Source organism: Ruegeria sp. BC2, from assembly GCF_056539245.1.
In genome coordinates this window covers 1-26025 of record NZ_JBQFUQ010000005.1, presented here as the reverse complement: position 1 = coordinate 26025, position 26025 = coordinate 1, and the positions used below count along the sequence as shown (strand labels likewise).

The 26025-nt window shown below is 61.7% G+C and carries 27 protein-coding genes and 1 tRNA gene; 19 read left to right on the top strand and 9 right to left on the bottom strand.

The annotated features are described in order from the left end of the window. Positions 1 to 9: 9 nt before the first annotated feature. From ACR0CU_RS17130 to dgcN, 3 genes are all read right to left on the bottom strand, one after another. The gene (locus ACR0CU_RS17130; protein WP_170448809.1) at positions 10 to 870 is read right to left on the bottom strand and encodes a D-amino-acid transaminase; all 861 of its coding nucleotides are present in this window, start codon (positions 868 to 870) and stop codon (positions 10 to 12) included. A 49-nt stretch (positions 871 to 919) separates the two neighbouring features. Next, positions 920 to 1885 (bottom strand): N-acetyl-D-Glu racemase DgcA, encoded by a 966-nt coding sequence (gene dgcA / locus ACR0CU_RS17125; protein WP_170367845.1) that lies wholly within the window; start codon positions 1883 to 1885, stop codon positions 920 to 922. Positions 1886 to 1957: 72 nt separating this feature from the next. Further along, a complete protein-coding gene (dgcN, locus tag ACR0CU_RS17120; protein ID WP_005981125.1) occupies positions 1958 to 2959 on the bottom strand; it encodes an N-acetyltransferase DgcN in 1002 nt (333 codons plus the stop codon). A gap of 293 nt (positions 2960 to 3252) precedes the next feature. On the opposite strand from dgcN, the gene ACR0CU_RS17115 reads away from it, so the two are divergent. Beyond that, positions 3253 to 4215, top strand: a complete 963-nt coding sequence (locus ACR0CU_RS17115; RefSeq protein ID WP_480643513.1) for an L-malyl-CoA/beta-methylmalyl-CoA lyase — start codon at positions 3253 to 3255, stop codon at positions 4213 to 4215. A 58-nt stretch (positions 4216 to 4273) separates the two neighbouring features. Here the strand turns inward: ACR0CU_RS17115 and ACR0CU_RS17110 are convergent, their stop codons facing one another. Together ACR0CU_RS17110 and ACR0CU_RS17105 are read right to left on the bottom strand one after the other, a co-directional pair. Then, entirely contained in the window at positions 4274 to 4849 is a 576-nt protein-coding gene (locus tag ACR0CU_RS17110) for a PA14 domain-containing protein (protein WP_480643511.1), read from the bottom strand. Positions 4850 to 4968: 119 nt separating this feature from the next. Then, positions 4969 to 5421 (bottom strand): Lrp/AsnC family transcriptional regulator, encoded by a 453-nt coding sequence (locus ACR0CU_RS17105; RefSeq protein WP_170342784.1) that lies wholly within the window; start codon positions 5419 to 5421, stop codon positions 4969 to 4971. A 72-nt stretch (positions 5422 to 5493) separates the two neighbouring features. Between ACR0CU_RS17105 and ACR0CU_RS17100 the strand changes: the two genes are divergently transcribed. After that, a complete protein-coding gene (locus tag ACR0CU_RS17100; RefSeq protein ID WP_170372617.1) occupies positions 5494 to 6090 on the top strand; it encodes a LysE family translocator in 597 nt (198 codons plus the stop codon). Between the two features lie 121 nt (positions 6091 to 6211). Beyond that, entirely contained in the window at positions 6212 to 7174 is a 963-nt protein-coding gene (locus ACR0CU_RS17095) for an acetyl-CoA carboxylase carboxyltransferase subunit alpha (RefSeq protein ID WP_170367835.1), read from the top strand. Positions 7175 to 7178: 4 nt separating this feature from the next. Here the strand turns inward: ACR0CU_RS17095 and ACR0CU_RS17090 are convergent, their stop codons facing one another. The 3 genes from ACR0CU_RS17090 to ACR0CU_RS17080 form a co-directional block, all read right to left on the bottom strand. Then, positions 7179 to 8318, bottom strand: a complete 1140-nt coding sequence (locus ACR0CU_RS17090; protein WP_170448805.1) for a lytic murein transglycosylase — start codon at positions 8316 to 8318, stop codon at positions 7179 to 7181. A gap of 112 nt (positions 8319 to 8430) precedes the next feature. Then, positions 8431 to 9078, bottom strand: a complete 648-nt coding sequence (locus ACR0CU_RS17085) for a GntR family transcriptional regulator (RefSeq protein WP_093965127.1) — start codon at positions 9076 to 9078, stop codon at positions 8431 to 8433. A 30-nt stretch (positions 9079 to 9108) separates the two neighbouring features. Then, positions 9109 to 9804: a M48 family metallopeptidase gene (locus ACR0CU_RS17080; RefSeq protein WP_254437633.1), complete on the bottom strand. Its 696-nt coding sequence runs from the start codon at positions 9802 to 9804 to the stop codon at positions 9109 to 9111. Between the two features lie 100 nt (positions 9805 to 9904). On the opposite strand from ACR0CU_RS17080, the gene ACR0CU_RS17075 reads away from it, so the two are divergent. Both ACR0CU_RS17075 and ACR0CU_RS17070 read left to right on the top strand, forming a co-directional pair. Continuing rightward, entirely contained in the window at positions 9905 to 10225 is a 321-nt protein-coding gene (locus ACR0CU_RS17075; protein WP_170342794.1) for a TIGR02300 family protein, read from the top strand. A 134-nt stretch (positions 10226 to 10359) separates the two neighbouring features. Further along, positions 10360 to 10435: transfer RNA gene (locus tag ACR0CU_RS17070), tRNA-Ala, on the top strand. Between the two features lie 36 nt (positions 10436 to 10471). On the opposite strand, the gene ACR0CU_RS17065 is transcribed toward ACR0CU_RS17070, so the two are convergent. Then, positions 10472 to 11479 carry an ester cyclase gene (locus ACR0CU_RS17065; RefSeq protein ID WP_480643507.1) on the bottom strand — a complete coding sequence of 336 codons (1008 nt, stop codon included), beginning with the start codon at positions 11477 to 11479 and terminating at the stop codon, positions 10472 to 10474. 165 nt (positions 11480 to 11644) lie between these two features. On the opposite strand from ACR0CU_RS17065, the gene ACR0CU_RS17060 reads away from it, so the two are divergent. From ACR0CU_RS17060 to ACR0CU_RS16995, 14 genes are all read left to right on the top strand, one after another. Continuing rightward, positions 11645 to 12694 (top strand): ABC transporter ATP-binding protein, encoded by a 1050-nt coding sequence (locus tag ACR0CU_RS17060; protein WP_170361386.1) that lies wholly within the window; start codon positions 11645 to 11647, stop codon positions 12692 to 12694. 75 nt (positions 12695 to 12769) lie between these two features. Next, entirely contained in the window at positions 12770 to 13981 is a 1212-nt protein-coding gene (locus ACR0CU_RS17055; RefSeq protein ID WP_170361384.1) for an ABC transporter substrate-binding protein, read from the top strand. A 112-nt stretch (positions 13982 to 14093) separates the two neighbouring features. Beyond that, positions 14094 to 15071, top strand: coding sequence for a carbohydrate ABC transporter permease (locus ACR0CU_RS17050; RefSeq protein ID WP_480643505.1), 978 nt, complete (start codon positions 14094 to 14096; stop codon positions 15069 to 15071). A 1-nt stretch (position 15072) separates the two neighbouring features. Next, a complete protein-coding gene (locus ACR0CU_RS17045; RefSeq protein WP_170367810.1) occupies positions 15073 to 16227 on the top strand; it encodes a carbohydrate ABC transporter permease in 1155 nt (384 codons plus the stop codon). Positions 16228 to 16357: 130 nt separating this feature from the next. Continuing rightward, the gene (locus ACR0CU_RS17040) at positions 16358 to 16888 is read left to right on the top strand and encodes an ester cyclase (protein WP_170448800.1); all 531 of its coding nucleotides are present in this window, start codon (positions 16358 to 16360) and stop codon (positions 16886 to 16888) included. 11 nt (positions 16889 to 16899) lie between these two features. After that, complete coding sequence (hisD, locus tag ACR0CU_RS17035) at positions 16900 to 18228, top strand: histidinol dehydrogenase (RefSeq protein ID WP_170448798.1); 1329 nt, start codon at positions 16900 to 16902, stop codon at positions 18226 to 18228. Then, entirely contained in the window at positions 18225 to 19277 is a 1053-nt protein-coding gene (locus ACR0CU_RS17030) for an ester cyclase (RefSeq protein WP_170448795.1), read from the top strand. The genes hisD and ACR0CU_RS17030 overlap by 4 nt, the downstream gene beginning before the upstream one ends. After that, positions 19277 to 20041, top strand: a complete 765-nt coding sequence (locus ACR0CU_RS17025) for an SDR family NAD(P)-dependent oxidoreductase (RefSeq protein WP_170448793.1) — start codon at positions 19277 to 19279, stop codon at positions 20039 to 20041. The genes ACR0CU_RS17030 and ACR0CU_RS17025 overlap by 1 nt, the downstream gene beginning before the upstream one ends. Next, complete coding sequence (locus ACR0CU_RS17020; RefSeq protein WP_254430021.1) at positions 20026 to 21084, top strand: LacI family DNA-binding transcriptional regulator; 1059 nt, start codon at positions 20026 to 20028, stop codon at positions 21082 to 21084. Before ACR0CU_RS17025 ends, ACR0CU_RS17020 begins: the two co-directional genes overlap by 16 nt. Continuing rightward, on the top strand, positions 21081 to 22070 hold the full coding sequence (locus tag ACR0CU_RS17015; protein ID WP_170448791.1) for a nuclear transport factor 2 family protein: 990 nt from the start codon (positions 21081 to 21083) through the stop codon (positions 22068 to 22070). Before ACR0CU_RS17020 ends, ACR0CU_RS17015 begins: the two co-directional genes overlap by 4 nt. Before the next feature lie 179 nt (positions 22071 to 22249). Continuing rightward, positions 22250 to 23218, top strand: coding sequence for a cupin domain-containing protein (locus ACR0CU_RS17010; RefSeq protein WP_170448790.1), 969 nt, complete (start codon positions 22250 to 22252; stop codon positions 23216 to 23218). Between the two features lie 17 nt (positions 23219 to 23235). Then, positions 23236 to 24363, top strand: coding sequence for a cobalamin-independent methionine synthase II family protein (locus tag ACR0CU_RS17005; protein ID WP_170448788.1), 1128 nt, complete (start codon positions 23236 to 23238; stop codon positions 24361 to 24363). Then, positions 24360 to 25055: an alpha/beta fold hydrolase gene (locus tag ACR0CU_RS17000; protein WP_170448786.1), complete on the top strand. Its 696-nt coding sequence runs from the start codon at positions 24360 to 24362 to the stop codon at positions 25053 to 25055. Before ACR0CU_RS17005 ends, ACR0CU_RS17000 begins: the two co-directional genes overlap by 4 nt. After that, positions 25052 to 25747, top strand: coding sequence for an RraA family protein (locus ACR0CU_RS16995; RefSeq protein WP_170448784.1), 696 nt, complete (start codon positions 25052 to 25054; stop codon positions 25745 to 25747). Before ACR0CU_RS17000 ends, ACR0CU_RS16995 begins: the two co-directional genes overlap by 4 nt. Positions 25748 to 26025: the final 278 nt, after the last annotated feature.

The window sequence follows — 26025 nt, the reverse complement described above, 5'->3', positions numbered from 1 at the left end:
CCTTTGAATTCAGATCGCTGCCTTCAGGCTTTCGTCCAGATAGATCTCGCGCAGCCGCGTGGCGATCGGGCCTGGCGTGCCGTCGCCCAGCGCGACACCGTCGATCTCGACCACCGGCATTACGAAAGCACTGGCCGAGGTGGTGAAGGCCTCGTCGGCCTCTTTTGCTTCGTCGATCGTGAACAGGCGTTCCTCGACTTCCATCTGCGCCTCGGCCGCCATGCGCAGTACCGCCTTGCGGGTGATCCCGTGCAGAATGTCGTTTGACAGCGGGCGGGTAACGATCTTGCCGTTCTTGACGATATAGGCGTTGTTGCTGGTGCCCTCGGTCACGTACCCGTCTTCGATCATCCAGGCATCATCGCACCCTGCGGCCTTGGCCATCATCTTGCCCATGGACGGGTACAACAGTTGCACCGTCTTGATGTCGCGGCGGCCCCAGCGGATATCCTCGATCGAGATGATCTTGGCCCCTTTCTTCGCCGCCGGGTTGTCAGCCAGCCCGGGCTTGTTCTGGGTAAACAGAACCAGCGTCGGCTTGGTGTCGACCGAAGGGAAGACGAAATCGCGGTCGCCGTCGCTGCCGCGGGTGACCTGCAGATAGACCAGCCCCTCGTTGATGCCGTTCAGCTCGACCAGCTTGCGGTGGATCTTGAGCAGCTCGTCCTTGCTGCAGGGTTCGGCCATCTGCAATTCGTCCAGCGACCGCTTCAGGCGCACCGCGTGACCCTCGAAATCGATCAGCTTGCCGTCCAGCACGCTGGTTACCTCATAGACGGCATCCGCCATCAGAAAGCCTCGGTCGAAGATCGAGACCTTGGCTTCGGTCTCGGGCAGGTATTCGCCGTTCACGTAAACGGTGCGGGTCATGTCATATCCTTCTCGTCCTTGGGCTGCGCCCATTCCTCGCCTCAGCGCGTCACCCCCAGAGCGCCGCCTGCGGCGGGTGTACTCCGGCCGCGTCGAAAACCAGCGGGGTGTCGCGGTCTTCGGCCAACAGAAGCGGGCCGTCAAGGTCCGTCACCAGCGCGCCCTGCGCCACCAGTGTCGCAGGCGCCATCGCCAAAGAGCTGCCGACCATGCAACCCACCATGATGCCATAGCCCTCGGCCTGCGCCCCGCGGCGCAGTTCCAGCGCCTCGGTCAGGCCGCCGGTCTTGTCCAGCTTGATGTTGATCACGTCATATTTGCCCTTCAACCCGGGCAGGCTGGCACGATCGTGGCAGCTCTCGTCGGCGCAGACCGGCACCGGGCGCTCCAGCCCGATCAGCGCCTCGTCATCCCCGGCGGGCAGCGGCTGTTCGACCAGCGCGACGCCCAGCCGCACCAGATGCGGCGCCAGATCAGCATAGACCTCGGCCGTCCAGCCCTCGTTGGCATCCACGATGATTCTGGCGTCGGGCGCTCCAGCCCGCACGGCCTCGAGCCGAGGCATGTCGTCGGGCGTGCCCAGCTTGATCTTCAACAGCGGACGATGCGCGTTCTTCGCCGCTTGCGCCCGCATGGCGTCGGGCGTGTCCAGCGACAAGGTATAGGCGGTGATCTCGGGCTTGGGCGCGGGCAGGCCGGCCAGTTCCCAGGCGCGCTTGCCCGCCCGCTTGACCTCAAGGTCCCACAGGGCGCAATCCACCGCATTGCGCGCGGCACCGGCGGGCAGCAGGTCCATCAGCGACTGGCGCGTGAACGCGTCGGGCAGGCCGCGGATCTCGGCTTCGACCGATTCCAGCGATTCGTCATACCGGGCATAGGGCACACATTCACCCCAACCCTGATGCGCCCCATCCGTCAGGCGCACCGTCAGTACCTTGGCCTCGGTCCGCGACCCGCGCGAGATGGTGAACACCTGCGCCAGCCGGAACACATCACGAGAGACGTCGATCTGCACGCGCCCACTCCTCAGTCTTTGCAGTTTCCAGCGCCGGAGGCAGGTATCCCCGCCATCGGCGCCCCGGTTGGATCACATCGCGGCCAGCGCGTCCACCAGCTTGCCCGCGCCGAACCGGTACGGATCCGTGGTCGGCAGGCCCATCTCGGCCTCGACCTTGGCGATGTAGGCTTTCGCGTCCTCCTCGCTCAGGTGCTGGGTGTTGATCGACACACCCGCGACCTGACAGGCGGGGTTCGCCACGCGCGCCAAAGGCAGAGCCGTATCGCGCAGCTGCTCCAGTGTCGGCAAGGAGTATTCCGGCAGACCGCGCATGTGGGTGCGGGTCGGCTCGTGGCACAGAACCAGAGCATCCGGCTGACCGCCATGGATCAAGGCCATGGTCACGCCGGAATACGAGACATGGAACAGCGATCCCTGCCCCTCGATGTGATCCCAGTGATCGGGATCGTTTTCGGGCGTCAGGTATTCAACGGAACCGGCCATGAAATCGGCCACCACGGCGTCCAGCGGAACGCCCTGCCCGGTGATCAGAATGCCGGTCTGGCCGGTGGCGCGGAAGGTCGATTTCATGCCGCGCTTGCGCATCTCGGCATCCATCGACATGGCCGTGTACATCTTGCCTACCGAACAATCGGTGCCCACCGCCAGACAGCGCTTGCCGCTGCGCTTGCGCCCGTTGGCGATCGGATAACCCACCGTGGGCACACGAACGTCATGCAGGGTGCATCCATGGGTCTGGGCCGCGGCCACCAGATCGCCTTCGTCGCGCAGAAGGTTGTGCAGGCCCGAGGCCAGGTCATAGCCCATTTCCAGCGCGGCGATCAGGACCTCTTTCCAGGCCTGGCTGATGACGCCACCGCGGTTCGCGACACCGATCACCAGCGTCTTGGCGCCGGCGGCCTTGCCTTCGGCCAGGGTCATGTCGGTCAGGCCCAGATCGGCCTTGCAGCCTTCCATCCGTAGCTGACCCACGGCGTTTTCCGGGCGCCAATCCCGAATGCCGATCGCGACCTTGGCGGCCAGTTGGTCGGGGGCATCGCCCAAAAACAGCAGATACGGTGTCTCGATCATCGCGCGCTCTCCTTTTCTTCCGCCCCAACCTATTGAAGGCCGTCAACGAGCGTTTCTCGTTTTCCTCCGACCTCCCGCACCTCGGCCGGAGAATTTTGCAAGATTCCCCCGCGCGGCGCAAAAAGCTTCGAAACTTTCAAAACGATGAAACTTTGACCGCCGCGTTCCGAGGGTTGCGCACAGCTTTCTGCAACAGCATTGCCGCAACTGCACAATCAGGCTTGCGCAGGGTCGCGCAATTTAATACCCAATTACCAACTGAAATCGCAATTTCATTACCCAACGAGGTGCCGATGAGCTTTCGTATCCAACCCGCCGCCCCGGCGCGACCAAACCGCTGTCAGCTGTTCGGCCCCGGTTCCAACACCAAGCTGTTCCCCAAGATGGCCGCCTCGGCCGCGGACGTGATCAACCTCGACCTCGAAGATTCGGTGGCCCCGTCCGACAAGGACACCGCCCGCGCCAATGTGATCGAGGCGCTGAACACCGTGGACTGGGGAAACAAGTACATGTCGGTGCGGATCAACGGGCTGGATACGCCCTATTGGTACCGCGATGTCGTTGACCTGCTGGAGCAGGCCAGCGACCGGCTGGATCAAATCATGATCCCCAAGGTGGGCTGCGCCGAGGATGTCTATGCGGTTGACGCTCTGGTCACTGCGATCGAACGCGCAAAGGGCCGCACCAAGCCCATCAGCTTTGAAGTCATCATCGAATCCGCCGCCGGCATTGCCCATGTCGAGGACATCGCGGCCTCCTCCCCGCGCCTGCAGGCGATGAGCCTGGGCGCGGCCGATTTCGCCGCCTCGATGGGGATGCAGACCACGGGAATCGGCGGCACGCAGGAAAACTACTACATGCTGCGCGAGGGCCAGAAATACTGGTCGGACCCCTGGCACTGGGCGCAGGCCGCCATCGTGGCCGCCTGCCGAACGCATGGGGTGCTGCCGGTCGACGGGCCGTTCGGCGACTTCTCGGACGACGAAGGCTATATCGCGCAGGCGCGCCGTTCGGCGACGCTGGGCATGGTCGGCAAGTGGGCGATCCACCCCAAGCAGATCGCGCTGGCCAATCAGGTCTTCACCCCGTCGGACGAGGCGGTGGCCGAAGCGCGCGAGATCCTAGCCGCGATGGAGCAAGCCAAGGCCAATGGCGAAGGCGCCACGGTCTACAAGGGGCGGTTGGTCGACATCGCCTCGATCAAACAGGCCGAGGTAATCGTGGCGCAGGCCGAACTGATCGCTGCAAACGGCTGATGAGGGCTTTAAAAAAAAGGCGCTCGTTTCGAGCGCCTTTTCCTGACTTCGGTTGGCCTCAGCGGCCGAACACGTTGTTTGGTGTCCAGGTAAACTTTTCACCCTGCTTGCCGGATTTCATCATCAGGCAGGACGTTCCTAGCTTCTGGAAATAGATGATCTTCAGAGGGTACCAGCCCGCCTTTGGAACCTCGACCTCGGTGCGCTGATTGGCTTCGCACCCCTGGATCCCGGTGACACGGCCGATCTGCTGGCCACCGACATAGGCCTCGATCCCGTCATTGGACCAGGTTTCAAGCTCGTAAATGCCCGGAGAATCAAAGCGCATGTACCCGGTGATTTCAGCGGCAACATTGTAGGGGTCCGTGAATGTCAAAACCGGCTCGCCCTTGTTGGTGTCGGCATAGTCCAACCCACGCAGTGGCTTGCCCGGCTTGGCCTTGGACAACACGCTTTTGGCCTGGCTCAGATCGCGGATCTTTCTCTGAGTACCCTGCCCCACATATTTCACGTTCAACCCCGCCTTTGGATTGGGCTGCGGGTTGGCGGGCTGCAATTTCAAAGGCGCGGCGAATGCGGCACCGGCGACAATCGCCATCACGGCCGCCAATGCGCCTTTCCGAACAAAACTCATGATCGTGTCTCCCTGACATCGCGCCCTGTTCGATCTGATGCCGAGTTTCTGGCGCTTTCAGGCTGACGATATTCCGGGATACATATGCCTGCAAGGTCCTTGCGGCAGTAGGCTCAAGCTCAGGCCCGCAGGTCTTTCGGGGATCCCATGACCACGTAGGACGTGATCGAGGTGACATGGGGCAACGTGCCCAATACGTCGGTATGGAAGGTCTTGTAGGCCGACAAGTCGGCGCATTCCACCCGCAGCAAGTATTCGATCGTACCGGTGATGTTGTGGCATTCCACCACTTCGGGCGCCAATTGCACCGCTTTTTCAAAACCTTCCTGGGCGGCCTTTGTATGCTCACCCAGTCCGACGCCGATATAGGCGACGAAACCGACGCCCATCGCCGCAGGGTTCAAAACGGCGCGATACCCGCTGATGACGCCCGACCGCTCAAGCTCTTGAACCCGGCGCAGACAGGCTGACGGCGAAAGCCCGACACGGTCCGCCAGTTCAAGGTTGCTGATCCGGCCATTCCGGGCCAGCTCTTGCAATATTTGCTGATTCTTGAGGTCAATATTCGCCATTTGTTGCAAGCTTTATGTAATCGAGCGCGAAATCGCAATTTCATTTGACCATACCTGGGCGATCTTTGCGCCATGACTTACGATATTCTACTTGCGCTGGTCGCCTTTGCCTTTGTCTCGTCCATCACGCCGGGACCGAACAATCTGATGCTCATGGCCTCAGGGGCGAATTTCGGGTTCCGGCGGACAATCCCCCATATGCTGGGTATCGGCCTGGGTTTCATGCTGATGGTTTTGTTGGTCGGCGCAGGGTTGGTGCAGGTGTTCGAAGCCTATCCCGTCAGCCACGTGATCCTCAAAATCGCGTCGGTGGCCTATCTGCTATTCCTCGCGTGGCGAATTGCCAATGCGGCTCCTGCCAAGGGCCCGGGACACGCCGGACGACCCATGACGTTTCTGCAGGCGGCGGCGTTTCAATGGGTGAACCCCAAAGCCTGGGCCATGGCGTTGACGGCGACGACCGCCTATGCCCCGGGCCAGACCCTGCAAGCCATTGCGCTGGTTGCCATTGTATTCGGCTGCGTGAACCTGCCATCTGTCAGCACCTGGACGGTTCTGGGCCAGCAGATGGCGCGCGTGCTGACCAACCGGCGACGTCTGACCGTTTTCAACTGGTCGATGGCGGTTCTTCTGGTGATTTCGTTGTACCCGGTGCTGTGGCCGGGCTGAGGTCGCCGGCCCGCATACCTTTTCGCCACGCGCAGGGAAACGTACCCTGACATGCGGTGCCGAGTTGCATCCGCGGCGACCTCGGGTCATATAGCGGAGAACTTTCGCGTTGAGAGGCGTCATGACCCAGTATCTGGATTTCGAAAAACCGCTGGCCGAGATTGAAGGCAAAGCCGAAGAGCTGCGCGCCCTGGCCCGCGCCAACGAAGAGATGGACGTAGCGGACGAAGCCGCCGCGCTGGACGCCAAGGCGGCCAAGCTGCTGGACGAGTTGTACAAGGACCTGACGCCCTGGCGGAAATGCCAGGTGGCCCGCCATCCCCAACGTCCGCACTGCAAGGATTATGTCGAGGCCCTGTTCACCGAATTCACCCCGCTGGCTGGTGACCGAAATTTTGCCGACGATCTGGCGGTCATCGGCGGCCTGGCACGGTTCAATGATCAGCCGGTGATGGTGATCGGCCATGAAAAAGGCTCGGACACCAAATCGCGGATCGAGCGCAACTTCGGCATGGCCCGCCCCGAAGGCTATCGCAAAGCCGTGCGCCTTATGGAAATGGCTGGTCGGTTTGGTCTGCCGGTGATCACCTTGGTGGATACTGCCGGCGCGTATCCGGGCAAGGGCGCCGAAGAACGCGGGCAATCCGAAGCGATCGCCCGTTCAACCGAGATGTGTCTGAAAATCGGTGTGCCGCTGGTGTCTGTCATCATCGGCGAAGGCGGCTCGGGCGGCGCGGTGGCTTTTGCCACGGCCAACCGGGTAGCGATGCTGGAACACTCGATCTATTCGGTGATTTCGCCCGAAGGCTGCGCGTCGATCCTGTGGAAAGATGCCGAAAAAATGCGCGAGGCCGCCGAGGCGCTGCGCCTGACCGCGCAGGACCTTCAAAAGTTGGGCGTCTGCGACCTGATCATCCCCGAACCCAAAGGTGGCGCGCATCGCGACCGCCCGGCCACGATCGAATCCGTGGGCAAGGCGATCGCCAAGATGCTGAAGGAACTGAACGGCAAGGATGCCGCCGCGCTGATCAAGGACCGGCGTCAGAAGTTCCTGGACCTCGGATCCAAAGGCCTAGCGGCCTGATCCGTCAGCCACCCAATGAGCGCAACAAGCTGACCGAGGGTACGCCCGTAACGGGCAGGCCCTTGGCTTGCTGATACGCGGTGATGGCCGCGGTGGTGTTCTTTCCGATCACCCCATCAGCCCCTTGCGTGTCATACCCGGCAGCAGTCAGACGCCGCTGCAACTCTTTGCGATCTTCCAGCGTCAGGCCGGTTTCATCGGGCCCGAATGACGCCTGAAAAGGTGCGCCATCGGCGATCCGATCGGACAGGTGCCCGACCCCGATCGCGTAGCTGTCCGAGTTGTTGTAGCGTTTGATCACCTGAAAATTGCGGAACACCGCTATGCGCGGCCCGGGTTTCTGCGGCTGCAGAATTGCAACCGGTGTGCCCGAATTTGCCGCTGCAGATCCGACCTCACCTCCCCAAGGCTGCCCTCGCACCCAACCCGCCCGTGACAGGTAGGCAGCTGTCGAAGCCAACGAGTCTGTCGGATCGTCGGACCAGATGTCGCGTCGGCCGTCTCCGGTGAAATCCACTGCGTAGGCCAGATACGAGGTCGGGATGAATTGCGTATGCCCCATGGCGCCGGCCCAGCTACCGGTCATGTTCGCCGGCGACGTGTCACCGTTCTGAAGGATCTTCAACGCCGCAATCAGCTGGCTTTCGAAGAACGCCCCGCGACGCCCGTCATAGGCCAGCGTGGAAAGGGCCGAAATCACGGGCACATCGCCCCGCCGCTGCCCATAGCGGCTTTCCAGCCCCCAGACCGCCACCACAACCTCTTTGTCCACGCCATAGCGCGACTCAATCTGCGTGAGGGTGGCGTTGTGGCGTTGCAGCATCTGCTTGCCGGTACTGATCCGCTCGTCTGACGCGGCAATGGCCAGATAGTCTTCGAGCGAGCGCTTGAATTCGACCTGGTTGCGGTCGCGTTCGATCACATCTGGCAGGTAACCGGCCCCCTGAAACGCCCGGTCGATCGTCGCTTGCGAAATACCCTGCCCTGCCGCGCGCGCCTTGAAACTTGCAACCCAAGAATCCCAGCCGGCATTGGGCACTGCCCGCATTCGCGACGCGGTTGTTCCGGTAGGCGCGGACCCGCCCGCGCAGGCGCTCAGGAAACCTGCACCGAGGCCCAGTGAGAATGTCCGTCGATTGATCATGGCTGAAATCTGCTCTTGTTTGTTGTTGGCAGCAGCGTAGCGCAGCAAATGCCTTGAGGCCAGCTTCGCAACCGCCGCCCGTTTGGATTTCACACTTTGAGCAAAGGCCCGCTCAGCTGACCAGCAAGCGCAGACCCTGGGTCACATCCGATCGCACCGCCAACCGCAAACCCGGTTCGTCCCCCGCCTTCAGAGCGGCGATGATCAGCTTGTGGTAATGCGGCGGCTCGGTCCGTCGCAGGCGGCCATAAAGAGCTCGCATGGTCGGACCAAGCTGCAGCCAGACTGTTTCGGCCATCGCAAGCATGGCCGGAGCCTGCGCCCGCAGATAAAGCGTGCGGTGAAACTCGAGGTTCGTTCGGATGTAGCCGACCGCATCGCGCTTGGTCACCATTTCGGCCACGGTCATGTTGATGCTCTGCAACCGGTCGATCAGAGCCATATGCGCCCGAGGCAGCGCACGGCTGGCCAGCTCGACCTCCAGCAGGGCCCGCAACGCGGCCAATTCTTCGATCCGGTCGTTGCTGAGTTCGGGCGTAGAGACCCGACCCGAGTTGGACAGAAACAGCGCCCCTTCGGCGGCCAGACGGCGAACGGCTTCGCGCGCCGGCGTCATGGACACACCGAACTCCTTGCCGATGCCGCGCAACGTCAGCGCCTGACCGGGCGGGATTTCTCCATGCATGATTCGAGACCGCAAGGCGCGGTATACCTGATCATGGGTCGCGATCTGGGAGTCGGAGCTGCGGGTGGTCAACATCCCCTCATGTGATCACAAATCCCCGTGACGTCAACCGGCGGGCGCCTCGAACCTGTAACGGTGCAGTTCGGCCCCATTGTCGCGCAGCCAGTGCCGGGCCGCTTTGTACGGCCCAAAAAGCCGCTCGACCTGCGCCCAGAACGCCGCCGAATGGTTCATCTCGGCCAGATGCGCGACCTCATGAGCCGCGACATAGTGCAGGATTTCGGGGGGCGCCAGAATCAGCCGCCACGAAAACATCAACCCTCCCGCTGCACTGCACGACCCCCACCGCGACCGTGTATCGCGCATCGTCAGACTGGAGTAGCCCCGCCCCAGCATGGCCGCATAGTCGTCGCAGGCTTCGGTCAAGCGATCACGCGCCAGCTCTTTCAAAAAGCGGGCGAGGCGCCGCGCTTCGGCCCCTTCGGGCACCGCAACCTGATCGGCGTGCAAACTGACCCGGCGCCCCTCCGCCGGCACGATTCGCCTTGGCACACCTTCGACCGGCAGGGTTTCCCCGAAGCCGACCGACGCCGGAACGGGCCGCGCGCCCAGATGCTGGCGGATCCAGTCCTCCTTTGAGCGCGCAAAGCCGATGGCCTCGGATTCGGACACAGCCTGCGGATAAGTCAACGTAACCCGGCCATCCAACTGGGAAATCCGCAAGCTTATGCGGCGTGCCCGCGCCGATTTGCGCAAGGTCAGCGCAACGGGAGGCTGTCCGGGCAATGAATGTCGCCCCATGGTGCGATCTCCTTGGCGCAAAGGCTTTGACAGTACCCGCCGCATGTGGCAGGTGAACTGAATCGTTGATACGACTCACCTGATATCAAGGGGAATTGACATGCCCAAGGAAGAATGGGGCGTAAAGCGCGTTTGTCCGACCACTGGCAAGCGGTTTTATGACCTGAACAAGGACCCGATCATCAGCCCCTACACCGGCGAGATCGTGGAATTGGAAACCGGCAAAAGCCGGATGATCGCAGCCGACGCCGAAGATGCAGCGTCGGTCAAGGCGCGCGAAGCCTCGTCCGATGACGAACTGCTGGACGATGATGACGCAGTCGATGTCGATCTGGACGACGATCTGCTTGAGGACGACGACGAGGACAACGTCTCGTTGGACGACATCACCGACGTCGCGTCGGAAGACGAAGACTCGTGATCCGGCCGGGGCGGCGCAGGCTGCCCCGCGCCCCGTGCGCCGCGCATCTTTTTTCACCGATTCCGATTTTTTGGTCTTGCACTCGCGCACGTCGTTTCATAAACGTCCGTCCACCGCACAGGCGGTACCGGAAAGGGGCCTTAGCTCAGTTGGGAGAGCGCTTGCATGGCATGCAAGAGGTCAGGGGTTCGACTCCCCTAGGCTCCACCAAAACCCCTCCCACTGCATCCAGTTCGCCCCCTCGGGCTACACCTGCGCCGTTCCGATGCCCGTGGTTCTTTCCAGTATGTCCACGCCTTGCTGCTTCCAGAAATGCAGAAGGTCGATGAAGATCCAGTTCTCGGCCAGCTTGTCGCCTGCGCGGCGATAGATGTCGATCACCCGAAACTCACCGGGCGTTTGGGTCGCGGGCATGCCCATGAACCCTCCGGTCGGAACAGCCGTGAAGTTCGGCCAGCCGAAAAACCCGCCGTAGTGACCTTCGGCCAGCCGGCAGAAATGTTTGGTCTTTGACCGCTCGGCGAATGCCGCGCGGAAGGGACCGGCGTGTTGCTTGCCATACCGTTCAATTGTGTAAGTGGCGCCAATTCCCTCGGGGCCCCACCAGATCATGTCGTCATGCCAGGTGCGGCTCAGCTCTTCGCTCAGGGTCAGGCCACTTTTCCACTGGCCCAGGTCAGAAATCATGGCGTTGATCAGCGCCAGAGTCTGCTCCCCTTCTTCGGCGGGTTGATCCGTGCCAAGGATACCGTCGTGTGTCAGGGGCCCGGGCTGTACAAGATGGGCTGCGGTTTGGGGCGGAAACGGGTTCTGACCAGCCTGCACCATCAGATGTGGGATATCGAAATACATCGCGGTCTCGACGATCTTGCCGTCTTGCACCTTGTTGAACTCGCAATAGCGCAGGAATGCCATTTTGCCTGTCGGTCGAATGCCCAACCAGGAGTGGTCGAACAGACCCATCAGATGGCCCATGGAAACCACCCAGACCTCGCGCTCGTCGGTCAGCGAGTTGCACCCCGCGAAGAATATGTCCTGACGCCGCTGCATGCGTTTGAGGCTAGTTCGCAGCGGGCCCCAGAAGTTTTCCGCTACGTCGTGGACCCCCGAAATCTGACCGAACGGGTGAAAGCCGCGCCACAGCAGATTCGGCGCACAGAATCGCCCCATGACATCTGACAGCTTGTCGTTGGTGGTCAACTGCAGGTCCTCATAGAACGCCTTCACCAGATCTTTCTCTTTTTGAAAGCTCATCTGTTTTTCATTGTTTTGCAGCATCTTGCGCCTGTTATTGCCTGGGGGTGAATCACTGATTTCCGGCATATTTGCATACGTATGCAAAAATGTCTTGCCAGAATTGGTAAACCAAGAATACCCTTTTGCAAACGTATGCAAAACGATTCCTTCCCGGGGGGCTTCATGGCGGAAATTCAACTGCGCAATGTCGGCAAGCGATGGGGATCGTTTGTTGGGGTTCACAACTTCGATCTGACAATTGCCGATCGCGAGTTTCTGGTTCTGCTTGGCCCGTCCGGCTGCGGCAAGACCACGACAATGCGCATGATCGCGGGGCTTGAGGACGTGACCGAGGGCGACATCCTGATCGACGGCAAGGTGGTCAACGATCTTGAACCCAAGGACCGCGACGTGGCGATGGTGTTCCAGAGCTATGCCCTCTACCCCAACATGAACGTCTATGAAAACATCCGCTTCCCGCTGAAGGTCCGCGGGATCGACCCCGCGACCCATGACGAGAAGGTGCGCCGCGCCAGCGCCATGGTCGAGCTGGACGATTTTCTCCATCGCAAGCCGGCTGAACTGTCGGGCGGTCAGCGTCAGCGTGTCGCTCTGGCCCGCGCGATCGTGCGCGAACCGAACGTGTTCCTGATGGACGAGCCGCTGTCCAACCTCGACGCCAAGCTGCGTGTATCCACCCGCGCGCAGATCAAGAATCTCAGCCACGAACTGGCCGTCACCACGATCTATGTCACCCATGACCAGATCGAGGCGATGACCTTGGCCGACCGTGTCGTGGTGATGAAAAAGGGCATCGTGCAACAGGTCGGCAGCCCGACCGAGATTTACGACCGCCCGGCCAACACTTTCGTCGCCAGTTTCATCGGCTCGCCCGCCATGAACCTGATGGATGGTCAGGTCGAGGGCGGCGTTTTCCGGACCACGGGTGTCGAAATCCCGGGGGTGGACGTTGCTGATGGCCCGCTGACCTTGGGGTTCCGCGCCGAGGATGCGACACTGGCCGAAGGTCAGGGCCAGATCACTGCACCGATCTACACGCTCGAGCTGCTGGGTGACGCCACCATGATTTCGGTCCGGGTCGGCGGTGCACTGGTCTCGGTCAAAGCCGACAAAGCATTCCGCGCCGAAATAGGCGAGATGGTCTCGTTCTCGGTGCCGAAAGAAATCTGTCACCTGTTCGAAGCAGAGAGCGGTGCGCGGATCGGGGGCTGACCCCAACCAAAGCCCGAAAGGGCCAACCAACGGTCCGGACGTCGACGACGGACCGATCCTGACAGGGAGAAACGCATGAAACTCAAGACAATTCTGATGGCAGGCGCCATGACCATGGTGACCAGCACTGCATGGGCGGCGTGTTCGTTCGAGAACACCGTTCCGCTCAAATCATTGTCCGCCGGGTTCGAAGCCTGGAAGGCCGTCACCGACGCGATGGCCGAGTGCGGCAATTTCGGCGCATCGCTGGACCAGGAGTTCCGCGAGAAGCAGCCCGAAGCCTTTGCGGCGGATCCGGCTCTGTACCAGATCGGCGGCGTGTCGAATGCAACGCTGGTGCCGCTGCTGAACGCGGGCACCATTCGTCCGCTGGATGATCTGGTCGCGAAATATGGCCAGGACCTGCTGCCGAACCAGCTGATCAAGGTGGACGGCCAAACCATGGCCATCGCCATGATGGTGAACGCCCAGCACCTGATGTACCGCAGCGACGTTCTGGCCGATCTGGGGATCGACGAGCCCAAGACCTATGATGATGTTCTGGCCGCTGCAGCCAAGATCAAAGAGGCCGGCGTCATGGATTACCCCATCGGCGGCACCTTCAAGACCGGCTGGAACCTGGGTCAGGAATTCGTGAACATGTACCTGGGCGAAGGCGGTGAGTTCTTCGCTGACGGCAACATGCCTGCGATCAACAACGATCAGGGCGTGAAGGCTCTGGAGACGCTCAAGGCCATGACCGAATACATGGACCCCGAGTATCTGGTGTCGGATTCCACATACGTTCAGCAGCAGTTCCAACAGGGCAAGATCGCCATGGCCAACCTGTGGGCCAGCCGCGCTGCTGCAATGAACGATGAGGCCGAAAGCCAGGTCGTCGGCAAGGTCGTCATGGCGGCCGCTCCGATGGGCTCGGCCGCTCCGGCAACCACGATCTGGTGGGACGGCATCGTTCTTGCCTCAAACATGAGCGACGAGGAAGCCGATGCCGCGTTCCGCGTGGCGCTGGAAGGCATGGATGCAGAAATGGTCGAGGCCAACAACAACGCCGCCGTCTGGCTGAACCCGGCCTACAAGCCCGGTGATCTGGCCGCAGGTGCAGCCGCTTCGGCAGAAGCCGGCGCCAAAGCCTATCCCGCATCTGGCCCGATGGGGATCATGCACACAGCGCTTGGCAATGGCCTGGCCGATTATCTGACCGGCGCCAAGGACGCACAGACCACGCTGGCAGACATCGAGGCGGACTATCTGACTGCCGCGAAAGAGGCCGGACTGGTCAACAACTGATCCTGCCGCGGGAGGGCCTCGACCCTCCCGCACCCAATCCAACGAGAACCATAAGAAAGGCAGAGCCATGAATTTCCGGACATTTGCCGCCTTTGTCGGCCCCTCTGTCTTTATGATGCTTCTCTTTATCGCTTTCCCGCTGGTCAGCGTGTTCAAGCAGAGTTTCTACGTCACCCAGCCCATCTATGAGACGGTCGAGGTCGAGACCTGCACGCCGGGCTTCCTGACCCAGACCTGCGTGACCGAGGAAAAGTCCATTCCGAGGCTGGACGAAGAGGGCGAGATCATCACGCAGACCCAGTTTGTCGGGCTGGAAAGCTATCGCAACGTGCTGGAGCCCGAACGCGCCTGGCGCGCGATCAGCGAAGGCAGCTGGAGCGTGCTGTCCACGATCAATTTCTGGAAGGCGCTGCGCTTTACGTTGACCTTTACCTTGATCACTCTGCCCTTGGTGATCGGTACCGGGCTGCTGATCGCCATCGTGATCAACAATGCTACATCGGCAATACGTGGTCCGGTGATCTTTGTGTCGCTCCTGCCCTTCATCATCACGCCGGTCATCGGCGCCCTTTCGATCAACTGGCTGTTTCGCGGCGACGGTATCCTCACGGCCCTGCTGGAATGGTGGCTGAACCGCGACATCGCGCTGTTCGCGCAGGCCTGGACGATCGAGTTGCTGATGATGCTGTACCGCGTCTGGCATGTCGCACCCTTTGCCGCGATCGTGTTCTACGCCGGTCTTCAGACCGTGAACCAGGACAGCCTTGAAAGCGCGGTGATCGACGGCGCAAGCCGCTGGCAGCGCCTGAAATACATCGTCATCCCGCACCTGATGCCGCTGATTATCTTCGTGTCGATGATCCATCTGATGGACTCCTACCGGGTGTTCGAAGAAATCGTCGGCTTCTCAAGCCAGGGCTACGTCATCTCGCTGCAATGGCTGACCTACGACTTCCTCGTGCCGGATCAGGCGGGCAACCGTTCGATCAGTCGGGCTTCGGCCAGCGCCATGCTGACCATGGTCGGCATCGTCATCCTTCTCATCGCACCGCTGCGCCGGACATGGCGCGACCACAAAGGAGGTCACTGATATGTCCTCGCGCGCCCTTCGCCAACCGCTCGGCCTGCGCCTGTCGTCGAACCTGTTTCTGGCGTTCTGGTGCCTCGTGGCGGCCTTCCCGATCTTCTGGATCGCGGTGATGAGCTTCAAATCACCCGTGGACGCATTCGACAGCAACGCGCTGAACGTGATCTTCGGTCCAGCGACTCTTGCGACCGGGGAAGGCCTTTCCATCCTCGACATCATCCTCGGCATCGTCACCATCTGGGTCGCGGTGATTGCGACGACCAAGACACTGCCCTCGATGGTCAGAACCTACACCAAGCCGGGTCAGGCCTGGTTCGGCTGGATCATCGGTGGTTTGGCTTTGGTGCTGGGTTTTTTGTTGGTGTTTTTCCTGATCCTGCCGGCCGTTTTGAACGTGCTGAACCCACTGTTCGGCCCGCTGGGGCGGGACGTGGTTGGTCTGACGACCGAGCACTACAAGACCGTCTGGATCGACCGCGGCTTTTCCAACAACTTCAAGAACTCACTGATCGTTACCGCAGGCGTCGTGACCGTGTCGCTGACCGTGGGCACGCTGGCGGGCTATGGGTTGGCGCGGTCTGGCTCGACGCTGGCGTTCTGGATCCTGATCGTCGCGTTGGTGTTTCGCGCGCTGCCGCACTCGGTTCTGGTGGCGGGCTATCTGCCGGTCTTCATCAACTCGGCCGAATGGCTGCGCCCGATCCTGGGGGAAAACGCGCCCACGCTGTACGGCAAGCCCTTTGCCGTAATCGCGGTTCTGGTGGCGATCAACCAGCCCTTTACCATCTGGATGCTGCGGTCGTTCTTCCAGAACATCCCGGCCGAGCTGGACGAAGCCGCGCGCGTGGATGGCTGCAACCATTTCCAGGCCTTCCGTCGGGTGATCATGCCTGTGATGTGGCCGGGCGTCATCACCACCGGGCTGTTCAGCTTCTTGCTGGCCTACAACGACTTTCTGGTGACCTCGCTGCTGCTGGACGCGCAGAACCAGACCATGGTTCCGGCCATCGCCGGCATGTTCAACCGCGAAACCACCACCACCGACCAAGTCGTCGCCGTGGCCGCCGCCGTGTCGATCACCGCGCCGCTGTTCTTCCTGGTTATGATCTTCCAGCGCCAGATCGTCAGCGGTCTGACCGCCGGCGCGGTCAAGGGCTGATGAGCCGCCGGTTCCGCGATAACGCCCTGACGCGCCATCCGGCGCTGAACAGGTTGCCCAGGGATTTTCCCGGATTTGGGGGCATGTCCCCCCGATCCCCAATCCCTGACAACCTGACAAGGACAAGACGATGAAAGGTTCCCGACCTAAACAAGCGGTTCTGACCCGCGACACTGACTTGACCAAGACCGAAGACACGCGCCGCGTGATCGAATCCATGGTCGACGGCCTGAATGACCACCGCATCAACGACATCGGCGAGTTCTTCGCCGAAGGATTCCGCTGGATGGGCAACCAGGGCTGCGGCACGAAGAACGGTCTGCAAGAGTTTCAGGACAACTGGCAGCGCCCCTTCCAGGCCGCGTTTTCCGACAAGGTCTGCATCGACGAGGCGCGGCTTTACATGGGTGAATGGGCCGCGGCCTTCGGCCGGCAGGAGGCGACCCATTCGGGCGAATTCCTGGGCATCCCGCCCACCGGCAAGCGGGTCGAGATCCGCTACATGGATTTCTGGAAAGTGGTCGACGGCAAGATCGTCGACAACTGGGTGAACGTTGATTTCGCCCATGTCGCCGCGCAGCTGGGCGTCGACCTGTTCCAGGGCCACGGCTGGGAAGCATATGACCGGGGAGAGAAAACTCCGCCCCGCCCCGACAACTGAGGATCAAGACAATGGCAATCGAGTATCTCAAACGCGGCAAGTCCGACGCAGACCGGGCCGAGGATGACGCCAAGACCCGCGCCGTGGTCGAGGCGACCCTGAAGGATATCGAATCCCGTGGCGACGCCGCGGTGCGCGAGCTGAGCGAGAAGTTCGACAACTATTCGCCCGCCTCGTTCCGCCTGTCGCAACAGGAGATCGACGACCTGATCGCTCAGCTGTCAGACCGCGAACTGGCCGACATCAAGTTCGCGCAGGAGCAGGTGATGAACTTTGCCCGCGCGCAACGTGCCTCGATGACCGATATCGAGGTCGAGACCCTGCCGGGCGTGATCCTGGGCCACAAGAATATCCCCGTGCAGTCGGTGGGCTGCTATGTGCCCGGCGGCAAGTTCCCGATGGTGGCCTCGGCCCATATGTCCGTGGCCACGGCCAGCGTTGCGGGTGTGCCGCGCATCATCGCCTGCACCCCTCCGTTCCAGGGCAAGCCGAATCCGGCGGTGATCGCCGCCATGCATCTGGGCGGCGCGCATGAGATCTATGTCATGGGTGGCATCCAAGCCATCGGCGCCATGGCTCTGGGGACCGAAACGATCGACCCGGTGCACATGCTGGTCGGCCCCGGCAATGCTTTCGTGGCCGAGGCCAAGCGCCAGCTGTTCGGCCGCGTCGGCATCGACCTGTTCGCCGGCCCGACCGAAACCATGGTGATCGCCGACGAAACCGTCGACGCCGAGATCTGCGCCACCGACCTGCTGGGGCAGGCCGAACACGGCTACAACTCGCCCGCGGTTCTGGTCACCAACTCGCGCAAGCTGGCCGAAGAGACCCTGTCCGAGATCGACCGCCTGCTGGGCATCCTGCCGACGGCCGACACCGCGCGGGTCAGCTGGCAGGATTATGGCGAGGTGATCCTGTGCGACAGCTATGACGAGATGCTGCAGGTCGCCGACGAGATCGCCTCGGAGCATGTTCAGGTCATGACCGATCGCGATGACTGGTTCCTGGACAACATGACCTGCTATGGCGCGCTGTTCCTGGGGCCGCGCACCAACGTATCGAACGGCGACAAGGTGATCGGCACCAACCACACGCTGCCCACCAAGAAGGCCGGGCGTTACACCGGCGGTTTGTGGGTGGGCAAATTCCTGAAGACCCACAGCTATCAGAAGATACTGACCGACGAGGCGGCAACCCTGATCGGCGAGTACGGCTCGCGCCTGTGTCTGCTGGAAGGCTTCGTGGGGCATGCCGAACAATGCAACGTGCGGGTGCGCCGCTATGGCGGCATCAACGTGCCCTATGGCGCGCCGGCCCCATACCGGGATGCCGCCGAATGAGTGACAGGCATACGCAGCACAAGGCGCTGATCGCGCCGCTTCGGGCGGCGATGTATGATTTCGACGAATCCGGCGTGCGGGCCGCGCTGGCGCAGGTGACCGCGCCCGACGCCCTGTTCCGCCTGTGCCACCCCTTCGGTGACAGCACCGGCAGCGAGGCGTTCTACGATCTGGCCTACAAGGGCCTGCTGGATGCCTGGCCGGACCTCGAACGGCGCGACTATATCGTGATGGCCGGGCCGGACGAGTTCGGCGCCGACTGGGTCGGCTGCGGCGGCTACTACACCGGCACTTTCACCGGTCCGTGGCTGGACATCCCGCCCACCGGCCATCAGGTCACCATGCGGTTTCACGAGTTCTACCGGTTCGAGAACGGCCGGATCGTCGAAATGCAGGCCCTGTGGGACATCCCCGAGGTGATGATGCAGGCCCGTGCCTGGCCGATGGCGCCCAGCCTGGGCCGCGAATGGCATGTGCCCGGCCCGGCCACGCAGGACGGTCTGGTGCCGGGGCCCTATGACGCCGACCAGGGCCGCGCCACCTGCCAGCACATCGTCGACATGCTGGAACATCTGAAAAAGCACCCCTCGCAGGGCGGCCCCGAGGTGATGGAGATGGAGCGGTTCTGGCATCCGCGCATGAACTGGTACGGGCCTTCGGGCATCGGCACCGGGCGCGGCTATGCCGGGTTCCGCAACTGGCACCAGATCCCGTTCCTGAACGGAATGCCGGATCGCGGGCAATATGTCGATGACATCACCTATCATTTCTTCGGCGATGGCGATTACGCGGCAGTGACCGGCTGGCCCAACATGATCCAGACCGTCACCCATGACGGGTGGATGGGCATTGCGCCCTCGGGCAAGCGGATCACCATGCGCAGCCTCGATTTCTGGCGGCTGGAGAACGGACGGATCCGCGAAAACTGGGTTCTGGTCGATCTTTTGGACGCATATGCGCAGCTTGGCGTTGACGTCTTTGCCCGCCTGCGGGAATTCAACAAGGCCCGGAACCTGGGCCGCATTGAAACCCCGGATGGAATGAGCTGATGGCCCAACTGCCCCGCACCCCTTCGTTCTCGCTGAGCGGCAAGACCGCGTTGGTCACCGGCGCATCTTCGGGTATCGGATTGGGTTGCGCTGTCGCTCTGGCCGAAGCCGGAGCGCATGTGGTCTGCGCTGCGCGCGGGGCCGAGCGGCTGAACGAAGCGGTGTCCGCCCTGCAGGCGCAGGGCTGGTCGTCCGAGGGGCGCGTGCTGGATCAGGGCGACCTGACCGCGTTGCAGGGGTTGTTCGACGCGCGGGCTTTTGACGTGGTGGTGAACTCGGCCGGAACCGCGCGGCACGGGCCGGCGGTCGAAACAACGCCCGAGGATTTCGACGCGGTCACCAGTGTCAACCTGCGCTCGGCCTATTTCCTGTCGGCCTACGCGGCCAAGGCGCTGATGGCGGCCGGGCGGCCCGGTTCGATCATCCATATCTCCAGCCAGATGGGCCATGTCGGCGGCATCGACCGGGCGCTGTACTGTGCGACCAAGCACGGGCTGGAAGGCATGGTCAAGGCGATGGCGATCGAATGGGGCAAGCAGGGCATCCGCATCAACACGGTCTGCCCGACCTTCATCCGAACCCCGCTGACGCAATCGACTTTCGACAACCCCGAACGCGCGGCCTGGATCATGGACAAGATCAAGCTGAACCGCGTGGGCGAGGTCGAGGATATCATGGGCGCGGTCCTCTATCTTGCGTCCGACGCCTCGGGGCTGGTCACCGGCACGTCGATGCTGATCGACGGCGGATGGACGGCGGACTGATGGCGGACAAGGTCACATCGCTTCAGGTCGCGCAACTGGCCGGCGTCAGCCAGTCGGCGGTCAGTCGGGTGTTCACCCCCGGCGCCTCGGTCAGCAAGAAGACCGAGGAAAAGGTACGCAAGGCGGCGGCCGAATTGGGCTATCGTCCCAACGTGCTGGCGCGGGCGATGGTGTCGGGCAAAAGCCGGATCATCGGCCTGGTGGTCGGCTATCTGGACAACTACTTCTATCCCGAAGCGTTGGAGAAACTGTCCAACCGCCTGCAGGAGCATGGCTATCACGTGCTGATCTTCATGGCTTCGCGCTCGGCCGGAAACATCGACGACGTGATGGAGGAAATCCTCGACTATCAGGTGGACGGGGTCATTCTGGCCTCGGTGCCGATGTCGTCGGACATCGCTACGCGCTGCCAGCAGGCGGGCGTTCCGGTGGTGCTGTTCAACCGCAGTCAGGATATCGAGGGCATCACCACAGTAACCTCGGACAACTATGCCGGCGGCCGCAAGGTAGCCGAGTTTTTGCTGGCGGGCGGGCACCAGCGCATCGGCTACATCGCAGGCTGGCAGGGCGCCTCGACCCAGCGCGACCGCGAGGCTGGTTTCCTTGCCGCACTGCGCGATGCCGGAAGCGATCTTTTTGCACATGGGATCGGCGAGTTTCACACCGAAAATGCCCGTGCGGCGGCCCGAACCATGTTCGACGTGGCACCGGAGCGCCGACCTGACGCGGTTTTCGTCGCCAACGATCACATGGCTTTGGCGGTCATGGATGTTCTACGCTTTGAGCTGGGCCTGCGCATCCCCGAAGACGTCTCGGTCGTGGGGTATGACGATGTGCCCCCTGCCGGATGGCCCGCATACAATCTGACGACGATTCGGCAGCGGGCGAACCTGATGGTCGCGGAAACGGTTGCCGCGCTGCTTGATCACATCGAAGAGCCCAAGACTTCTGAACCCCGCAAGGTGGCAATTGACGGACCGCTGATCGTACGAACCTCGGCCCGGTTGCCCAAGGGATGGAACCCGAAAAGGACGAACACATGAAGGGATTTGACCCCAAATTCCGGGATTTTCCCGACTATATCATCGGCATCACCAAGGAAATCTGGGAAGATCGCGGGATCGCCACGCTGCATGAATATTACAGCGACGACATCGTTGTCCGTTCACCGGGTTCGGTCGTGCTGGGCAACCAAAACGTCATCGGCGCGACGATGGCGACCCTGGCCGAATTTCCCGACCGGCAGCTTCTGGGCGAAGACGTGATCTGGTCAGGCACGCCCGAAGAGGGGATGCTGAGTTCCCACCGCATTATTTCGACCGCCACGCACCTTGCCGAAGGTGTCTATGGCAAACCAACCGGAACCAAGCTGCGGTACCGGATTCTGGCCGATTGCCATGCGATCGACAATCAGATCAACGATGAATGGCTGATCCGCGATCAGGGGGCTATCGTGCGCCAGATGGGCTGGGACCCCAAGGAATACGCAGCCGACCTGATCGCTCGCGAGGGCGGGCCGGAAAACTGCGTGAAACCTCTGACGCCCGAGATCGACCAGCCCGGCCCCTACAAGGGTCGAGGCAACGACAATGAATGGGGCCAGCGCTATGCCGATATTCTGACCCGGATCATGAACGCCGACATGGGCGCGATCGGGGCTGAATACGACCGTGCGGTGCAGTCGGAATATGTCGGCGGGGTCACCGGACACGGTTGGGACTCGGTCGACCGGTTCTGGATGGGATTGCGGGCCAGCTTCCCCAACGCCGAGTTCCGCATCGAGCACCAGATCGGCCGCGACGATCCCAACATGCCACCCCGTGCCGCACTGCGCTGGAGCCTGTGGGGCAAGCATGACGGATGGGGGGTGTTCGGCGCCCCCACCGGGGCGCAGGTCTATGTTCTGGGCATCAGCCATGCCGAATTCGGCGAACTGATCAGCGGCCAGCCCAAGCTGCGCCGCGAATACACCCTGTTTGATGAAACCTCGGTCTGGAAGCAGATCCTTCTGCAAGGCGCAGAGGTCTGAATGCACGCTCCGGTCAAATATCGTGTTCTGGCATGCGGCCTGCGCGAGACCGGTGCAAGCCGGCGCTTTCACCTATTCCGGCAAAGCCTTCGAGCGCGCCGCCTGAATTTGCGGCCTCCGGGAACGTGATCGAGCATCTGCCGACCATTCCCTCAAACGCATAATCCGGAACCAGAACCATGACACAATCAACCATCGCATCACGCATCGTCCGTTATGGCGAGCTCAAGCCGTGCAAGACGGCCTTCATTGATGCCCACACGCCGGGCAGCGATCAAAAAGAGAACTTTACCATAATCGGCGGCGGAGTTTCGGAGTCTCCGGATCAGCATGTGCACATAACCGACAAGATCGGCTTCAATATCGGGGCCGCCGGCCAGCCGCCCAAATGCCGCAACTCGCTGCACAGCCATACGACGGCCGAGGTCTTTTTTGTCGCCAAGGGCCGCTGGCGGTTTTTCTGGGGTCGCTATGGCACGGCGGGCGAGTTCATTGCCGAGGAAGGAGACATCTTCAACATTCCCACCGGCATCTTCCGCGGCTTCGAGAACGTGGGCGACGACTACGGGATGATCATGTCCATTCTGGGTGGTGACGATGCCGGCGGCGGCGTCACCTGGGCACCTCAGGTCATTGAGGACGCCCGGGCGCACGGGTTGATGCTGGGTGACAACGGCGTGCTCTACGACAGCAAGAAGGGCCAGGACCTCCCGCACAACGTCCGGCCCATGCCTCTGCTGACCGAGGAGCAGCTGGAATCCTATCCCGAAGTGCCGGTCGAAGCCGTGATCGGCAAATACGTGGCCCGCTACTGGGACCTGATGGCGCTGGCGGCCGACAAACCCGCCAAGGTGATCGGTGAAAACGGTCTGATCAAGGACAAGCCCGGCTTTGAGGTCGACTTCCTGACCCGTGGCTCAGGTGTTCAAGACCCCACCAAATCGGCCAAGCCCGTCGTGCTGATGCCGGCAAGCGGCCATTGGCGGGTCACTGTCGAGGATGTCGAAACCACGATTTCGGGCGGGGATACGGTACTGGTGCTGCCCGGCGAGGCCTATACCATCACTCCATCCATGACCGGAACGGCCGGGTTGTACCGCATCACCGCGACCGACGATCCTGCTGGCGCAACCTGGACCGGCGACTGATCAAGAAAGGACCCCGCATGACAACGATACTCACCACCCATGTGGGGTCTCTGCCCCGATCCCAGGAAGTTGTCGACTTCATCTTTGCGCGCGAGCGGAATGAGCCCTATGACGCCGATGCGTTCGACAGTTGCATGACCAAGGCCGTATCTGAAACGGTTCGGCGTCAGGTCGAGGCCGGTGTCGACATCGTCAGCGACGGAGAGACCTCAAAAATCTCGTATGCGACATACGTAAAGGACCGCTACACAGGTTTCTCGGGGGACAGTCCACGGAATGCCCCCGCGGACCTGAAGATGTTTCCCAGCTTTTTGCAACGTCTTGCCAACGAAGGGGGCACACCCCAATACGCCCGGCCGCAATGCACGGGCGACGTTCGCTCGAAGGGCCAGGACGAACTGAACAAGGATATCCGCAACCTCAAGCAGGCAATGGCTGAGCACGGAGTCGAACATGGCTTCATGAACGCCGCCTCGCCCGGGGTGATTTCTCTGTTTCTGCAGAACGCCCACTACCCCAGCCGTGAGGCCTATCTGGCCGCGCTCGCCGATGCGATGAAGCAGGAATATGAAACGATCGTCGCAGCGGGACTGGATCTTCAGTTGGACTGCCCCGATCTGGCCCTTTCGCGGCACATGCTGTTCGCTGATCTGTCCGATGCCGAATTCATCGCGATCGCCGAGATGCATGTTGAAGCCCTGAACCACGCGCTGCAGAATGTCCCGCAAGATAGGGTCCGGGTGCATATCTGCTGGGGCAACTACGAAGGCCCGCATTGCTGCGACATTGCGATGGATCAGGTATTCACGACCCTGATGGCAACCAAATCCCGCTATGTTCTGTTCGAAACGTCGAACCCGCGCCACGCCCATGAGTGGACCGTCTTCCGGGATCGCAAGAGCGAAATCCCGGACGACAAGATCCTTGTGCCCGGCGTCGTAGACACGACAACGAATTTCATCGAACACCCCGAGCTGGTGCGGCAACGCATCGAGCGGTTCACCAACATCGTCGGGCCGGATCGGGTCATCGCCGGGAGTGACTGCGGGTTTGGCACTTTTGCCGGCTTCGGTGCGGTCGACCCCGACATCGCCTATGCCAAGTTGGCCTCCCTGGCCGAAGGTGCCAGATTGGCATCGGCATGACGCCCCTGGTTCTTCTTCCCGGAATGATGTGCGATGCCCGACTGTTCGGGCCGCAAATCGAAGCCCTGTCCGGACGGGTGCCGCTGATGACCCACCCGCTGAGCGCCCAGGACAGCGTCGAGGCAATGGCGGCCGATGTACTGAGCCATGCACCGCCGATATTTGCCCTTGCGGGGCTTTCCATGGGCGGGATCGTTGCCATGGAGGTCCTGCGCCAAGCGCCAGAACGTGTTGAACGGCTGGCCCTCCTGGACACGAACCCGCTGGCCGAAACAGACGAGGTCAAAACCCGGCGAGGTCCGCAGATGGAGGCCGTGCGCCAAGGTGGATTGCGGCAGGTAATGCGTGACGAGTTGAAGCCGAACTATCTGGCCGATGGCCCTCGGCAGGGCGCAATTCTTGACCTTTGCATGGCCATGGCAGCCGATCTGGGCCCCGAGGTCTTTCTTCGCCAGTCCATCGCACTCATGGGCCGCCCGGATCAAACGGACACCTTGTCCGCATTTCAAGGTCCAAGCCTCGTTCTATGCGGCGAGGATGACAGACTATGTCCGTTGGAGCGGCACGAACTGATGCACAAGCTTCTCGGAAACAGCACGCTGGAGGTCGTAATCGGTGCGGGGCACCTGCCCACCCTCGAGCGACCCCAGGAAACCACAGCGGCGTTGCGCCGTTGGTTGGAGGTTCCATGACACCGTCCCTACTTGCCTTGCTACGCAAGGTCGACACACCCACAGTCTGCAACGCCATCGAGATGGCACAAGGCAAGCGCGGGTTTGACCAATTCACGCGTGGTACGATGTTCTGCTCGGCCCCGTCCGAGGGCGCAATCGTCGGATTTGCCCGTACAGCCAAGATCGCTGCGGTGCAGCCGCCCTCCGAAGCGCCAGAAGTCATCAGGCAGCGGCGAATGGACTATTACAGATACATGGCCGAGGCCCCGGCTCCCTCTGTTGCAGTGGTTGAGGATGTCGATTTCCCCTCTTGCATCGGCGCCTATTGGGGCGAAATCAATACGTCTTTGCACAAAGGGTTCGGAATGGCCGGCGCACTCACCAACGGGGTCATGCGGGACCTTGGTGACATGCAGCAAGGATTCCCGGTCATCGCCGGCTCTATCGGGCCCAGCCATGGTTTCGTTCACGTCCGAGAAATCGACACGCCTGTTTCGATCTTCGGCCTGACGGTCAATCCATCGGATCTTATCCATGCGGACCGGCATGGTGCTGTTGTCGTACCTGCTGATCTGATTGATCGGATCGAACACGCCATTCTGAAACTCTTTGAAACCGAACGAATAATTCTGAATGCGGCTTCTGAACCCGGCTTCAACTTCGAGAAATTTGAAGTCGCTTGGGCCGCATTTGAAAAAGCGCGCGTGTAAGGGTGTACGCAGTCTGACTGATCCCTGACGTGGATCGGCAGTTCGTTTGTCGGTCGTAGCCTACGTCTTGGGAGATCCGATCGCGCATTTTGCGCGTTTCTTCTCTTTTTTGTCGGCGATTGTTGGGTTGGTGCTGAACGAGCGGTTGAGAACGAGCAAAGCCGCCCTTGGGCGGCTCGTTTGGTGTTTTGATTTTGTGGATTTGGTTGCGGGAGCAGGATTTGAACCTGCGACCTTCAGGTTATGAGCCTGACGAGCTACCGGGCTGCTCCATCCCG